Source organism: Leptolyngbya sp. FACHB-60, from assembly GCF_014695775.1.
GTDB lineage: Bacteria > Cyanobacteriota > Cyanobacteriia > Phormidesmidales > Phormidesmidaceae > Nodosilinea.
Window position 1 is genome coordinate 49,053 of sequence record NZ_JACJOX010000051.1, and the last position, 14,283, is coordinate 63,335.

13 protein-coding genes are annotated in these 14,283 nt (G+C 55.5%); 9 read left to right on the forward strand and 4 right to left on the reverse strand.

The annotated features are described in order from the left end of the window. Positions 1-129 precede the first annotated feature (129 nt). Positions 130-645 carry a peptide-methionine (R)-S-oxide reductase MsrB gene (gene msrB, locus H6F57_RS20185; RefSeq protein WP_190627444.1) on the reverse strand — a complete coding sequence of 172 codons (516 nt, stop codon included), beginning with the start codon at positions 643-645 and terminating at the stop codon, positions 130-132. A gap of 197 nt (positions 646-842) precedes the next feature. Between msrB and H6F57_RS20190 the strand changes: the two genes are divergently transcribed. Beyond that, positions 843-2,072 carry a DUF4336 domain-containing protein gene (locus H6F57_RS20190; protein ID WP_190627478.1) on the forward strand — a complete coding sequence of 410 codons (1,230 nt, stop codon included), beginning with the start codon at positions 843-845 and terminating at the stop codon, positions 2,070-2,072. Between the two features lie 230 nt (positions 2,073-2,302). On the opposite strand, the gene H6F57_RS20195 is transcribed toward H6F57_RS20190, so the two are convergent. Beyond that, a complete protein-coding gene (locus H6F57_RS20195) occupies positions 2,303-2,491 on the reverse strand; it encodes a CPXCG motif-containing cysteine-rich protein (RefSeq protein ID WP_190627446.1) in 189 nt (62 codons plus the stop codon). A 163-nt stretch (positions 2,492-2,654) separates the two neighbouring features. On the opposite strand from H6F57_RS20195, the gene H6F57_RS20200 reads away from it, so the two are divergent. After that, complete coding sequence (locus H6F57_RS20200; protein WP_190627448.1) at positions 2,655-3,206, forward strand: hypothetical protein; 552 nt, start codon at positions 2,655-2,657, stop codon at positions 3,204-3,206. An 80-nt stretch (positions 3,207-3,286) separates the two neighbouring features. Here H6F57_RS20200 and H6F57_RS20205 read toward each other — a convergent pair whose 3' ends face one another. Together H6F57_RS20205 and H6F57_RS20210 are read right to left on the reverse strand one after the other, a co-directional pair. Beyond that, positions 3,287-3,691, reverse strand: coding sequence for a DUF2721 domain-containing protein (locus H6F57_RS20205; RefSeq protein ID WP_190627451.1), 405 nt, complete (start codon positions 3,689-3,691; stop codon positions 3,287-3,289). 123 nt (positions 3,692-3,814) lie between these two features. Continuing rightward, positions 3,815-4,825: a phosphoribulokinase gene (locus H6F57_RS20210; RefSeq protein WP_190627453.1), complete on the reverse strand. Its 1,011-nt coding sequence runs from the start codon at positions 4,823-4,825 to the stop codon at positions 3,815-3,817. Positions 4,826-5,557: 732 nt separating this feature from the next. Between H6F57_RS20210 and petH the strand changes: the two genes are divergently transcribed. The 7 genes from petH (at position 5,558) to H6F57_RS20245 (ending at position 14,175) form a co-directional block, all read left to right on the forward strand. Next, complete coding sequence (petH, locus tag H6F57_RS20215) at positions 5,558-6,817, forward strand: ferredoxin--NADP reductase (RefSeq protein WP_190627454.1); 1,260 nt, start codon at positions 5,558-5,560, stop codon at positions 6,815-6,817. Between the two features lie 166 nt (positions 6,818-6,983). Further along, the gene (locus H6F57_RS20220) at positions 6,984-8,300 is read left to right on the forward strand and encodes a homoserine dehydrogenase (RefSeq protein WP_190627456.1); all 1,317 of its coding nucleotides are present in this window, start codon (positions 6,984-6,986) and stop codon (positions 8,298-8,300) included. Between the two features lie 355 nt (positions 8,301-8,655). Next, positions 8,656-10,434: an ABC transporter ATP-binding protein gene (locus H6F57_RS20225; RefSeq protein ID WP_190627459.1), complete on the forward strand. Its 1,779-nt coding sequence runs from the start codon at positions 8,656-8,658 to the stop codon at positions 10,432-10,434. An 82-nt stretch (positions 10,435-10,516) separates the two neighbouring features. Beyond that, positions 10,517-11,236, forward strand: a complete 720-nt coding sequence (locus H6F57_RS20230) for an ABC transporter ATP-binding protein (protein ID WP_190627461.1) — start codon at positions 10,517-10,519, stop codon at positions 11,234-11,236. Then, positions 11,237-12,343 carry a hypothetical protein gene (locus tag H6F57_RS20235; protein ID WP_190627463.1) on the forward strand — a complete coding sequence of 369 codons (1,107 nt, stop codon included), beginning with the start codon at positions 11,237-11,239 and terminating at the stop codon, positions 12,341-12,343. It abuts the gene before it with no gap. Between the two features lie 6 nt (positions 12,344-12,349). Then, positions 12,350-13,699 (forward strand): MATE family efflux transporter, encoded by a 1,350-nt coding sequence (locus H6F57_RS20240; RefSeq protein ID WP_190627465.1) that lies wholly within the window; start codon positions 12,350-12,352, stop codon positions 13,697-13,699. A 95-nt stretch (positions 13,700-13,794) separates the two neighbouring features. Next, positions 13,795-14,175: a hypothetical protein gene (locus H6F57_RS20245; RefSeq protein ID WP_190627467.1), complete on the forward strand. Its 381-nt coding sequence runs from the start codon at positions 13,795-13,797 to the stop codon at positions 14,173-14,175. The last annotated feature ends 108 nt before the right edge of the window (positions 14,176-14,283 follow it).

The following is a 14,283-nucleotide window of genomic DNA, read 5'->3' on the forward strand; positions in this document are numbered from 1 at the left end:
CATTCTCTTGTAACTGTTGCCCCATTCTAGGAAGGCTAACGGGAGCAACTACCTGGGTTACAAGATTTGCAACAGCAAGCCCCCGTTGTGACCGAGGCCGCAACGGGGGCAAAAGACGAGCTTAGGAGTCTAGGCTGTCTTGGGCACGAACTCCAGGGAGACCCCGTTCATGCAGTAGCGCTGGCCGGTGGGGGCAGGTCCATCGGGGAAGACGTGGCCCAGGTGACCACCGCAGTTGGCACAGTGCACTTCGACCCGAGTCATAAAGAAGGAGCGATCGGTGGTGGTAGCGATGGCACCCTCAATGGGCGCGTAGAAGCTGGGCCAGCCGGTGCCGCTGTTAAACTTGGTGTCAGAGGTAAATAGGGGAGTGCCGCAGCCCGAGCAGTTGTAGGTACCGGGCTCATAGACCTTGTCGAGGGGGCTAGAACCAGCCCGCTCGGTGCCGTGCTGGCGCAGTACGCGAAACTGCTCTGAAGTGAGCTGATCGCGCCATTCTTGATCGGTTTTGTTGACGGTAAACTGTTCGTTGGTAGTAGCCATAGTATCCAGTTGATTAGAGAGGACTTCAGCGGTGAAATTATTCAAAAGCCAGGTGCCGCCAACAACGGCGGTGCCCGCTTCCAGTAGCTTGCGTCGCTTCATGGCAGAGTATCAGTAGGGTGTAAGGACCGGCGATCGCCAACCATGCCGTGGTCAGAACCTTGTTTTATTTAACTTAACGTATCTCCCCTAGGCAACGCTGATAGCGCCCTGAGAATTGGTGGCAATTTCCCTGAATCCCTTTTATTTAGTAGGCTATGACTACGATTGATTCGCTTCAGGGATTGTCGCCGAGCCCTATGTCAGCTGTTACCTCTGTTCCATCTACTCGCCGCGACCGCGCCTGGCCCTTCTGGCCCCTAGTGCCCCTTTACCCTTATGGGCAGCGACCGACCCAGCGGGTGGAGGTGGTCAAAGACCAGGTATGGACCTTTGAGCAATTCCAGGGCATTTTCTACGTGGTCGTGCCGATTCGCATGACGGTAGTGCGGCTGGAGCCCGCCGGTCTGCTGGTGTATTCCCCAGTCGCCCCCACGCCGGAGTGCGTTGCCCTGGTGCGCGAGCTAGAGGGGCGCTACGGCCCAGTGACCTACATTGTCATGTCTACAGTGACGGGCATTGAGCACAAGGTGTTTGTAGGCCCCTTTGCCCGCCAATTTCCCCAGGCGCAGGTATATGTCACGCCCAACCAGTGGAGTTTTCCGCTCAATTTGCCGCTGCCGTGGCTGGGGCTACCGCGCGATCGCACCCATATTCTCCCCGCTGATAGCTCCCAGGCTCCCTTTGCCGACCAGGTTGACTATGCCCTGCTGTCCCCGATCGATCTGGGGTTGGGGCCATTTGGCGAAACCGCCTGCTTTCATCGGGCCAGCCGCACGCTGATGCTGACCGATGCGATCGTGGCCATCCCAGCGGAGCCACCAGCGATCGTGCAGATCGACCCGTTTCCGCTGCTGTTTCACGCTAGAGACAAGGCGACCGATGCGATCGTCGATACTCCTGAGAATCGCCGCAGAGGTTGGCAGCGAATTGCCTTGTTTGCCTTGTACTTTTGCCCCAGCACCTTGGATGTAGCCACTACAGGAGAAATGTTGCAAGAGGCAAAGCAGGCCCCGGTGCGATCGCGCCAGCACTACTTCGGCCTCTACCCCTTTCGCTGGCGGTCTGACTGGTCCAAATCCTTTGAAGCGCTGCACAATGGCGGGCAGCTTCAAGTAGCGCCAATCCTCAAAACCTTAATCTTTAACCGAGGCCCAGAAGCAGTTTTAGACTGGGCAAAAACAGTCGCCAACTGGCAATTCGAGCGCATTATTCCAGGTCATTTAGACGCTCCCATCGCCGCTACCCCAGAGCAGTTTCTAGAAGCGTTTGATTTTTTGCAAGGTGATCTAGCCTCTGAAGCCAGTGCAGCTTTGCCAGCGGCTGATTTTGGACTGTTGCAGCAAATTGAGGCGTTGTTGCTCAGTCGGGGCATTTCTCGACCTCGCCAGGCGCTTCTTAACCTCCAGGAGAGCAAAAAAGAAGCCTAGGGTACCTCTGCCCAAGGGTTGCGGTGTCAGCGCCACAGGCTTAAAGCCTTTGCTCGGTTCACCATTCTCTACGTGATCACAGCCATCGAGATCGTTAGTAATCCGACGGTAACCTCTGCGGTTTTCAGCTCGGTTTCTGGCTCTCTACTTCCTTTGCATTATGGGGTGACGTTTAGGGGGCAGCATTAATGGCCATTGCGAAGCGCACTGAAATTTCAGACGTTTAGGCATCACTCAACATAGTCAGTGGCAATTTCGATCGCCAACGAAACATCATCTATGGTGACGTAGAACTGATTGGGGCGACAGCACACCTGGCAATCTTCGATGTAAGACTGGGTAAGCCCAGCGGAGAGATCGATAAAGGTGGTGCTGATCTCGCCGCAAAAGGCGCAGGTGTACTCGACGGTAGATTCCATAGGTAACAGCGGCTCAAAGCCGACAGGAACATTTCAAGGGGCGACCCGTCCTCGAACACTAGAGGTGTTGGGGCGATCGCAGGCCTAAGTCACCCTACCACTCTCCCCTGAGCCCGACTCGCAACAAGGGCAACCCTACTTAAGCATGTTTCTGGAGGTCGTGATGAAAGTCAGTCACTTAGCCGCTTTGGCGCTAGCGGTCATGCCGGTAATAGCTCTGGGGCAAGCTCCCATCGCCCAGGCCCAGCTGTTTGTGTCATCGCCCATTCAGGCCATCACCCCCAACAGCGAAACCCTCTACCTCAACACCGACGCCACGGTCGAGAAGACTCTCCAGGTAAGGGCCGCCACCAACCTCAACGGGCGCAGCATTCCCGCTGGATCTGTTGTGCGCGGTCGGTTTGAGCCGGCCGAGGGCGGCGTGCGCTACGTCGCCACAGCGGTAGAGGTAGGCAACCAGGTCTACACCGTCAACGCCGTTTCTGAACTGCTGCGCGATATCAAAGACCCTAGAGAAACCAGCACAGGTGCCATTCTTACCGATGCCGGCATTGGGGCCGCGGGCGGGGCGGCTGTCGGTGGCATTCTCAGCGGGCGCGTCTCGGTGGGCAGCATCATTGGCGGAGCCGCAGCCGGGGCTATTATTGGCAATACGACTGCTCAGCGGGTGGTGGTGATAGAGCCCAACCAGACCCTCACCTTGACCTCTCGGTAACTTTTCCCTGGGGGGACAATGGGTGAACCGCTCTGCTCCGTTACAGGGGCGCAGCCGAAACCGCTGCACTTCTACTCAGCCTAGACTTTGGGATGGCGACATTTGGCGTCAATGTCGGCCAGCTCGGCTTCGATCGCTCGGGTGCTAATGGCAATTTCGTAAAGCGATGTCAGCAGCGAGGCCACCAGCAATAGCAGGCTGAGAGCAAACAGCACTTCCGCCAGCTGTTGCTGATTTAGAAATAGCCCCAGCATCGATAGCGTGCAGACAATAAAGCTCGATACCCCTAGAGCCTGCATTAGACGAATGAGAGCAATCCGCTGGCGCAGGTTAGCGATCTGACGCTGTACCAGACTTTGAAAGTAATCACGCTCAGAGCTATGGAGCTGACGAATCAGCTGGGCCAGCACCAGAAAACGGTTGGTGTAGGCCAGCAGCAGCAGCGAAATAGCGGGAAATAGCAGCGCTGGGGTAGTTAGTTCCATAGCAAAAAAGGAGAGGACATCTTGATCGATATCCTCTCCCGATTAAGCCAGATAAACTCAATTAGACCGGTTTAAGGTTCAAGGGTTAAGCCTTAAACCCTATACCTGTTACCCTAAACCCGCTTACGCTTGGGCCGTAGCCGCTACTTCGCGATCAGCGGCGATCAGGCGCTCGTAGGTAGCGCGCATTTTCAGACCCACCAGCACCTGGAACAAGCCGCTACCGTTGGTCGAACCGGGGTACTCGCGGTGCTTGAGCAGCAGCTCAGTCATCTCGCCGTAGTACTTAGTAGAGGTGTTGCTGAGGTGGCTCTCGATGTAGATCAGCTCTTCGAGGCGATCGAACTGGCCGTCAACCTCTAGCACCGACACCTCGTGCCCGTAGTAAGAATCGGGGCCGTAGTGCATGCGAATGCCGGGGTAGGAGCAGGTGAGCTTGCGCCCGCAGGGAATCCAATCGATGGTAGACCCTTCGTCGAAGAGGTAAACGGGGTCGAAGCCTTCAATGCCCTCGCGCTGCATGAGGCGTACCCGCAGCACCTTCTTCTCTTCGTCGTTGGGAATCAGCTGGGTGGGCAGAATTTGAATCACCACATCGGCATACTGCTTTTGAATGTCGATATAGGCCTCAAAGTCAGGGCGGCGGGCGTTGATGGAAGCCAGCACATCTTCGTAGGTGTGACCACGCTCGGCCATATCCCGCTGGATCTTCCAGGCAATTTTGACTTCGTCACTAATGTCGAGGTAAACGCTGAAGTCGATCAGCTCGCGCACGCGCTCGTCGTAGAGGGGGTGCAGACCTTCGATAACGATGATGCGGTTGGGGTCAACCCGCTCGGGGGGATCGAGCTCACCGGTTTCGTGGTTATAGATCGGCTTGTCAATGCTCTTGCCTTCCTTCAAGGCTTTGATCTGTTCGTACATCAGATCAAAGTTGTTGGCCTTAGGATCGAGAGCGGTAACCCCGGCTTCTTTACGCTGCTTGCGATCGAGGCTGTGGTAGTCATCTAGACAGATGACGGTCATGAGCTCAGCGCCAAACAGATCGCTCAAGCGACGTAGAAAGGTCGACTTGCCGCATCCAGAGTCACCGGCGACACCGATTAGAACTACCTTACCTGGCTTGCTGATCATATGTTCCCCCTAAAACAACCGTATATATATTAGGACCCAGCGCTGCAGCGCAGCAGAAGAAAGCCATTCCTAGATGTGAATCTGGTTTAGCCGTTGCCCAACATCCCAGAACCAAGCGGCCAAGGGAGTGAATGCCTTGCGAACGTCGAGCCAGTGAAGCTTAGGACTTCTGAATAGAGGGAGTACCGAAATTTTCCCTGGCATTCAGGTCACCGCCACTTGCCTGACTGAGAATAAGCTACAGCCCAAGCGCTGACTCTTTCTATACTCCTCGGGGCGGCTAAACCGCCTTAGGCACAAAACCATTTTGGAGGATAAGTATTTCTACCGCAATTAGTCTCATCCTATCAGAAGCTAGTATCCTCCACAACAGTTTTCAGGGGGGGATCGATTGGGCAGCAATTCAGCATTTTTAGCTAAGCAGAGATTTTAGATTAACTTAATGCCTGCTGCTGCAAAGAACACAGTCTTTCCCACAGGATTTGACTAGAGTGCAAGTATTCATTGGGGCAACAGCTGAGCGTGGGGATTAGTTGCAGTGCGCTCTATTTCCTGGCTCACGGCATTACACCGTCTTACAGTGATACCCTAAACTAAAAGTATTTCTAGTGCTGCCGCCTTTAGATTGGCCCTAGGGCTATCTGAGTAGGTTCATTAGAGAACGCGCGACGGGTCATGACGGTGTGCCTCCGTCGCACTTAGTTGGGTCTAGAGAGTCACTGAAATTTAGATATGTATAATCCAAGTGTGAGCGGCGGCAACGCCAGTACTGAGGCCGGAAGCCGCTTGTTTCTATATGAGGTGCAGGGTCTGCGCCAGAGCGCAGAGAATGACCAGATGGCCACCCCCATTCGCAAGAGTGGCAGCGTCTTCATCACGGTGCCCTACACCCGTATGAATCAGGAGATGCAGCGGATCACCCGCATGGGCGGCAAGATTGTGAGCATTCGCCCCATTGAAGAAGTGGGAACTGCTAGCAATGCTGTGCCTACACCGATCACTGCGCCTGTGGTTGCGTCCGCCGAAGCTGTTGCCCCAGCTGAGTCCGCGCCCACCCAAACCAACGATAAGCCCATGACTCAAGCCGCGCCCAAGCCCGGTGCCAGCGTGCCCGTTAACCTCTACAAGCCCAATGCCCCCTATGTCGGCAAGGTGTTGTCAAATGAGCCCCTGGTTCAAGAGGGTGGCTCAGGCATTGTGCAGCACATTACTTTTGACCTCTCGCAGGGCAACCTGCACTACGTAGAAGGCCAAAGTATTGGCATTATTCCCGACGGCACTGACGACAAGGGCAAGCCCCACAAGCTGCGCCTCTACTCGATCGCTTCGACCCGCCACGGCGACCACCTAGACGACAAGACTGTGTCGCTCTGCGTGCGCCAGCTGGAGTATAAGCATCCTGAGAGTGGCGAGACGGTCTATGGCACCTGCTCTACTTTCCTGTGCGGTGTTGAGCCCGGTGCCGATGTCAAAATTACTGGCCCGGTGGGCAAGGAAATGCTGCTGCCTGATGACCCCGACGCCACTGTTATCATGCTGGCTACCGGCACGGGCATTGCTCCCTTCCGCGCCTATCTGTGGCGCATGTTTAAGGAAGCCGAACGCAAAGCTAACCCTGATTACCAGTTTAAGGGCTTGGCCTGGCTGATCTTTGGCGTACCCTATACTCCCAACGTTCTCTATAAAGAGGAGTTGGAGCAAATGGAGAAGGAGTATCCCAAGAACTTTAAGCTCACCTACGCCATCAGCCGTGAGCAGCAGAATGCTGAGGGCGGTCGCATGTACATTCAGCACCGGGTAGCTGAGCATGCCGATGAGCTGTGGGAACTGATGCAGAAGCCCAACACCCACACCTATATGTGCGGTCTGAAGGGTATGGAGGACGGCATCGATGAAGGGATGACCACGGCTGCTACCAAGCACGGGGCTGACTGGATAGAATTCCGCAAGCAGATGAAGAAAGAGCACCGCTGGCACGTGGAAACCTACTAAGGTTTTTGGTGTCAGTCAATATCTGGTGAGGGCAAACGGTTGTTGTCCTCACAAAAAAGGAAGGGTTTTGCCCTTCCTTTTTTTGTGGCCGTTGGTATCGGTGCCCAGGGGGGACAGCAATCCCTTTACAATTGGGCTAGCGATCGCAGTTAAGGAAGTCAGACCATTGGTTATGCGTGTCGGTTTGCTGGGGCTAGGAACGGTGGGGTCGGGAACGGCCAAGATTTTGCTGGATCCGGCCCATCGCCATCCCCTGGTGGGGCAGATAGATCTGGCTCGGGTGGGGGTGCGAAGTCTCGATAAGCCTCGCCCGGTAGACATTGGGGGCGATCGCCTTACCACTGACCTGGAGAGCATTGTGGCTGACCCCACTATCGATGTGGTGGTGGAGGTGATGGGGGGGCTGGAGCCGGCGCGATCGCTGATTCTCAAAGCCATTGCCCACGGCAAGCATGTGGTGACGGCCAACAAGGCGGTGATTGCCCGCTACGGCGACGAGATCTTTACCGCCGCCAATGAGGCAGGGGTCTATGTGATGCTGGAGGCGGCGGTGGCGGGGGGCATTCCCGTCATTCAACCGCTAAAGCAGGCGCTGGGGGTCAACCGCATTCGCGCGGTGACGGGGATCATTAACGGCACAACCAACTACATTCTCACTCGCATGCAGCGGGAGGGGGGCGACTTTGAGGCGATTTTGGCCGATGCCCAGCGCCTGGGCTACGCCGAGGCCGACCCCAGCGCCGATGTGGATGGGCTAGATGCGGCTGACAAGATTGCGATTTTGGCGTCGCTGGCCTTTGGGGGCCGTATTAAGCTGTCGGAGGTGTACAGCGAGGGCATTCGCCATGTGACCGCTGCTGATATTGCCTACGCCGACCGGCTGGGGTTTGTGATCAAGCTGCTGGCGATCGCCCGCCGCGACGGTGAGTTTGATGAAACCTCTAACCAAGCGCTGGATCAATTACAACTGCGGGTACACCCGACCCTGGTGCCGATCAGTCATCCGCTAGCTTCGGTGAATGATGTCTACAACGCCATTTTGATCGAGGGTGACCCCATTGGTCAGGTGATGTTCTTTGGGCCGGGGGCCGGGGAGGGGCCGACTGCCAGTGCGGTGGTGTCTGACCTGCTAAATTTGGCGGCGAATCTGCGGGCAGGGACAACGCCTCAAGCTACCAATCCGCTGCTGGCCTGTAGTCATCAGCACTACTGCAAGGTTAGCCCGATGGCCGATATTGTCAGTCGTTTCTATGTGCGGCTGCTGGCGGAGGATGCGCCGGGGGTGATTGGCAAGCTGGGCATTTGTTTTGGCTGTCACCAGGTGAGCCTGGAATCGATTGTGCAGATTGGTCAGCACGAGACGCGGGCGGAGATTGTGATTGTCAGCCATGAGGTGACGGAGGCGAACTTTCAGTCGGCGTTGGATGAGCTGCGGGAGTACCCGGAGATTCACAGCGTGGCGAGTGTGCTGCGGGTGTTGTAGGGTGCGATGGTCAAAGACCGGCCAAAGGGCTATGGCGGCTTGAACCTTGCGAATGCTTTGGTTTGAATTCTGGGAGCCACAATACACCGCTTACGGTATCGAGTATGTTGTGTGGGCCTGGCGGCGCACAATGGGGATCATCTGCCAGATCTACCGCTGGGGCCTGCGAAATGGCCCCAGACCCCCGTCGACCAGGACGTTCCGCCGTCCTGCACCTCACGGAAAGGATGAGTCGATCATCGGGTTAAACCTCTATTCTGCAAATTGACTGGTTGGCAGCTCTGTGAAGAGCATTGAATCGTAGGGTGGGCGCTGCCCACCGAGGTCTTCTCTTTATTCTTCGTTTTTCTGCTTTATGGCCAGTATTCAATCGGCACGGCACCCCATACAAAGGCTGTTGCGTTATGGGCAGAATTATCGGCCGCAGATTTGGGGAGCCGTGGCCAACTCCGTTCTCAACACTATCTTTGACCTGGCTCCGCCCTACCTGATCGGTATCGCCATCGACGTGGTGACCAACAACGAAAGCTCGCTGATTGCCCGTGTGGGGATCACCAGCATTCCGGGGCAGCTGGGGGTGCTGTCGGCGCTGACGTTCTTGATCTGGACCCTGGAGTCGCTGAGTGAGTATATCTATGCGTGGCTGTGGCGCAACTTGGCCCAGAATTTGCAGCACGATCTGCGTATCGACACCTATAGCCATCTGCAATCGCAAGATCTGAGCTACTTTGAAGACCGCAGCACGGGCGGCCTGCTGTCGATTTTGAACGATGACATCAACCAGCTGGAGCGGTTCCTCAATACTGGAGCCCATAACCTGCTGAGGTTTTTTACCACGGTGCTGTGGGTGGGGGCTACGTTCTTAATCTTGGCACCGGGGGTGTCGTGGATGGCGATGCTGCCGATTCCCTTTGTGCTGGGGGGCTCGATCGCCTTTCAGAAGCGGCTGGCCCCGCGCTATGCCGAGGTGCGCGATAAGGCGGGGTTGATTAGCGGGCGGTTGGCCAATAATCTGTCGGGTATTGCCACGATCAAGAGCTTTACGGCAGAGGGGTATGAGCGCGATCGCGTCTCCCTAGACAGCGATGCCTACCGCTACAGCAACCGGAAGGCGATCGCCCTTAGCGCCGCCTTTATTCCGCTGATTCGGATTTTCATTTTGGTGGGCTTTACCGCCATGCTGTATCTGGGCGGTATGGCGGTAGCTGACGGCACCCTGTCGGCGGGCACCTACGGCTTTATGGTGTTCATCATTCAGCGGCTGCTGTGGCCCTTTACCCAGCTCAGCGAAATTATGGATGAATACCAGCGGGCGATGGCCTCGGTGCGGCGGGTGCTGGGCCTGCTGGATGAGCCAATCGAGCTGGTGCCTGGGCGCAACCCGCTGCCGGTGGAGCACGTGAAGGGGGATGTGCGTTATGAAAACGTCAGCTTTGCCTACGCCAACCGCCAGCCTGTTCTAAAGAATCTCTCCCTCCATATTCCTGCCGGACAGAGCATTGGGGTGGTAGGGGCTACCGGCTCGGGCAAGAGCACTTTGGTAAAGCTGCTGCTGCGCTTTTATCAGCCTCAGCAGGGCCGCATTTTGGTCGATGGGCAGGAGATTCAAGACCTGCTGCCCCAAGATCTGCGCCGCTGCATTGGTCTGGTCAGTCAGGACGTATTTTTGTTCTCGGGCACCGTGGCGCAGAATATTGCCTACGGCACCTTCGATGCTACTCCAGAGCAGATTCTCCACGCCGCCAAACTGGCAGAGGCCCACGAGTTTATCGTGCAGATGCCCCAGGGCTACGACACCATTGTGGGCGAGCGGGGGCAGAAGCTATCAGGGGGGCAGCGCCAGCGGCTGGCGATCGCCCGCGCCATTCTCAAAGACCCACCGATTTTGGTGCTCGATGAGGCGACTTCGGCGGTGGATAACGAGACCGAGGCAGCGATCCAGCGATCGCTGGCGGTAATCACCCAGGGGCGGACGACACTAGCGATCGCCCACCGCCTCTCCACCATTCGCCACTGCCACTGTATCTACGTCATGGCCTACGGCGAAATCGTCGAACGGGGCCGCCACGAAGAACTACTCGAAATGAACGGCATCTACGCCAGCCTGTGGCGAGTTCAGTCTGGCCTACGCTAGCCTGAGCGGGAGACTTAATCGATGGGATTGCTTGTAGTCAATCCCATGTCTCTCACCGCCCCAGTTCCTCACGGTCTTGCCTATGCCCACTCCCTTGATCGAGTTTCGCCAGCTGCAAAAGGTCTACGGCTCGGGCAACACCGAGGTACGGGCGCTGTGGGATGTGGATCTGTCGATTTATCCTGGCGAATACTGCGCCATTATGGGGCCATCGGGTTCGGGCAAATCGACCGCGATGAATATGGTTGGCTGCCTCGATCGCCCCACCGCAGGGGAATATTTCTTCGACAATCAGAATGTGGCCACCCTAGAGGACGACACCCTAGCCCAGATTCGCAACCAAAAAATTGGCTTTGTGTTTCAGCAGTTTCACCTGCTGCCCCAGCTCACCGCGCGGGAGAATGTGGAGCTGCCGATGATCTACGCCGGGGTGCGCAGTGAGGTGCGCCACCAGCGGGCGACAGAGGCATTGGTGCGGGTGGGATTGGGCGATCGCATCAACAACAAGCCCACTCAGCTGTCCGGGGGGCAGCAGCAGCGGGTGGCGATCGCCCGCGCGATCGTCAACAATCCTTTGCTTTTGCTAGCTGACGAACCGACGGGCGCACTCGATACTCACACCACCGAAGACGTGCTGGGCATTTTTGCCGACCTTCACGCAGCGGGTATTACCATCGTTATGGTTACCCACGAGCCCGATGTGGCCCGCGCTAGCCAGCGTATTATTTGGTTTAAAGACGGCGAAGTGCTTAACGATCACCTCAGCCCCAGCGATTTGGCCCAGTCGATAGCCATTCGGTAAATGCCTCAAACCGCCATAGATGGTCGTAGAAAAGCATACTTTAAACTCAGTTCAGAAATCGCCCGGCTGGACAATGCTCAGCTGCTGGACGTGTTTAAGAATAATGCAACCAATACAGCCAACTCAGGCTGGGGCACAAACCAAACTCTCACATTTGGGACATCTCAGGTCTTCGCGAAGCGAATTCCTGTTACAGACCTTGAGTATAAAAACTTATTTTCTACTAAAAATCTATACAACCTGCCGACTTACTTTAATTACGGCTTAGGCTCTACTGGACTAGGGGTTTTTCGTGAACTGGTGACCCACATTAAAACGACCCAGTGGGTACTAGACGGGGAAATCGCTACGTTTCCGCTCATGTACCACTATCGAATTGTCCCGTTCTCTGGACCACGATCGCCGGTAGATCAAGCACAGCTCAATGGCTATGTGAACGATTGGGGCAACCGTGAGGAGGTCAGACAATACTGTCTGGATCGAGCGATCGCCACCCACGAATTGGTTTTGTTTTTAGAGTACATTCCTTACGTTTTAGGAGAATGGCTCCCAAACAACCCTCACAAGCTTCAAACTCATCTATACGGTTTACGCACAACAATTGACTTTTTAAGGTCTAAGGGAATCATTCACTTCGACGCGCATTTTTTCAACGCTGTCACTGATGGCGAACGAGCTTATTTGACCGATTTTGGTTTGGCGCTTGACCAAAGTTTTGCATTGACGCGGCACGAAGAGTCTTTTTTTGAGCAGCACAAACTTTACGACTACGGCGAAATTCTCCGCAACTTGGGATTTCTTATGCGCTCAGCCTATAATGCGCGTCCAGAGAGCGACAGGCTGAGAATAGCTCAGAAATATCTTGTGGAACCTGATCTAAAGCCCTATGAAATAACAGCAATAATGTTAGACAATATCCAGAAAATACAGGCTGATGGAGATATCGACTTAGACGATTTTTACGTTGAAAGCGTGATTAAATATCGCCGCATTATTGCATTGATGCAAAACTTTTTCGCTGACATGGTGGAAAATAGCCAAAAAGATACCGCCTTTCCCCATATCGAGCTTGAGCACCTGCTCAAAGAGACAGGATACCTTGCCTAAACCACCATGCCTGACTCTGGCTCCAGCGCCCCAAAATCCCCTGCTACCGCTACCCATGCTTCGGCGTTTTTGCCTAGCTTTCTAAAGCTGGCGGTGGCCAACATCATTTCGAACCTGATGGTGCCGCTGGCGGCCCTAGTCGATACCGCCTTTTTGGGCCATCTCGACGACATTAGTCACCTAGGTGGGGTGGCCTTGGCGACGGTGATTTTCAATGTGGCCTACTGGAGCTTTGGCTTTTTGCGCATGGGCACCACGGGTACGACGGCCCAGGCGCGGGGGCGCGGCGATGCTGCGGAACTCTGGCTAATTTTGCTGCGCAATGGGGCGATCGCTCTGGGTTTTGGAGTAGTGATTTTGCTGCTTCAGGTGCCGATTCGCGACGTTGGTTTTGCCCTGCTCAGCGCTGAACCCGATGTCAGAGCAGCGGGCATGGCCTTCTACAACGCCCGCATTTGGGATGCCCCAGCGGTGCTGATGAATCTAGTGCTGATGGGCTGGTTTTTAGGCCGCGAAAAGGGCCGCCGGGTGATTGTGCTGTCGATGGTGGGTAACGGCAGCAACGTGGTGTTCAACACTATTTTTATCAATTTGCTGGGTTGGGCCAGCACTGGGGCCGGGTTAGGCACAGCCCTTAGTCAGTACGTCACCCTGGCGGTGGGGTTGAGCCTGTTGGTTAGAGAAGGCGGCCTCCAAAAGCTCTGGGCAGTAGTGCCCCAGGGGCGGAATTTGCAGGCGATTAAAGGGCTATTTTTGCTGAACCGCGACATTTTAGTGCGCACCTTTGCCCTAGTGCTTTGCTTTGCGCTGTTTACCAATTTCAGCTCGGCCTTGGGTACCGAAACCCTGGCAGCGAATACGCTGCTGCTACAAGTTGTGACGCTCTCGGCCTACTTTATCGACGGCATCGCCTTTGCTACAGAAAGCTTTGCGGGCCGGTATTACGGCAGCGGCGATCGCACCCATCTGCGCCGCCTTCTAAGCATTGGCGGCAGCACCAGCGTGGTCCTGGGACTGACCTTCGCGCTGACCTTTGTGCTGTTTCCAGCCCCGCTGTTTGGTCTGCTGACGGGTCACCAAGACGTGATCGCGATCGTAAAAACCTACGTGGGGTGGTTGATTCCGGTTTTGGGATTGGGGGCGATCGCCTACATGCTCGATGGTTATTTTCTTGGTCTTACCGCTGGCCCAGTGCTGCGCAATGCCACCGTTCTAGCCGCTGGGGTTGGCTTTTTGCCCCTCGCATTTCTGGCTCAATCCGTCGGTAGCGTGCATCTGCTATGGCTAGCTTTAGTCGGTTTGATGGCCGCGCGCGCGCTTACTTTACTCTGGGCCGTACCCAAATCCCTCACCTGACCGTTCTTACCACTTTCCTACATCGTTCAGCTACAACTGTAAGTTCAAGCTGCATTACCCTGCTGAATGCAGCTGACTAATTAGCTAGGGCTACCATGGCACTAAAAACCGAGCTTTTTAACGAAATCTATGCCATTGATACGGCAAACAACGCCTATATGATCGAGGTAGCCCTCGACCAGTACACCGATATTTTTAGTGAGTGGGATCCAGCACCCTTTAAGCGCCGAGAGCTCGATCCAGACTTGCAGATCTACCTGGAGAGCAGCGCCGACGAAATTCCCTCAAAATACTCGATCGAGGTGTGTTTTACCCTACCCCCCGGCATCCGCGACCAAGCCATGGAGGAGGATGTCAGGACTGGATTGAGAAATAGCGTTGATTTTAAGCTCTATCTCTTTAGAAAAGAAATTAGGCTGATCAACACTCGCACCGTTCGGTACGTGATCGCGGGTTTGGGAACGCTCTTGATATAGCTGTAGCCATGTGAGCTAGGACATAGACTAGAGACAGAGACATTGCCACCTGAGTGCCATGGCCAAACCCTACAGCCTCGATTTGCGCCAAAAGGTCATCGACGCCAT

What these genes read in the sequence shown, in the direction of transcription:
- msrB (WP_190627444.1), bottom strand. Translation starts at nt 645, where the DNA reads ATGAAGCGACGCAAGCTACTGGAAGCGGGCACCGCCGTTGTTGGCGGC.
- H6F57_RS20190 (WP_190627478.1), top strand. Translation starts at nt 843, where the DNA reads ATGTCAGCTGTTACCTCTGTTCCATCTACTCGCCGCGACCGCGCCTGG.
- H6F57_RS20195 (WP_190627446.1), bottom strand. Translation starts at nt 2,491, where the DNA reads ATGGAATCTACCGTCGAGTACACCTGCGCCTTTTGCGGCGAGATCAGC.
- H6F57_RS20200 (WP_190627448.1), top strand. Translation starts at nt 2,655, where the DNA reads ATGAAAGTCAGTCACTTAGCCGCTTTGGCGCTAGCGGTCATGCCGGTA.
- H6F57_RS20205 (WP_190627451.1), bottom strand. Translation starts at nt 3,691, where the DNA reads ATGGAACTAACTACCCCAGCGCTGCTATTTCCCGCTATTTCGCTGCTG.
- H6F57_RS20210 (WP_190627453.1), bottom strand. Translation starts at nt 4,825, where the DNA reads ATGATCAGCAAGCCAGGTAAGGTAGTTCTAATCGGTGTCGCCGGTGAC.
- petH (WP_190627454.1), top strand. Translation starts at nt 5,558, where the DNA reads ATGTATAATCCAAGTGTGAGCGGCGGCAACGCCAGTACTGAGGCCGGA.
- H6F57_RS20225 (WP_190627459.1), top strand. Translation starts at nt 8,656, where the DNA reads ATGGCCAGTATTCAATCGGCACGGCACCCCATACAAAGGCTGTTGCGT.
- H6F57_RS20230 (WP_190627461.1), top strand. Translation starts at nt 10,517, where the DNA reads ATGCCCACTCCCTTGATCGAGTTTCGCCAGCTGCAAAAGGTCTACGGC.
- H6F57_RS20235 (WP_190627463.1), top strand. Translation starts at nt 11,237, where the DNA reads ATGCCTCAAACCGCCATAGATGGTCGTAGAAAAGCATACTTTAAACTC.
- H6F57_RS20240 (WP_190627465.1), top strand. Translation starts at nt 12,350, where the DNA reads ATGCCTGACTCTGGCTCCAGCGCCCCAAAATCCCCTGCTACCGCTACC.
- H6F57_RS20245 (WP_190627467.1), top strand. Translation starts at nt 13,795, where the DNA reads ATGGCACTAAAAACCGAGCTTTTTAACGAAATCTATGCCATTGATACG.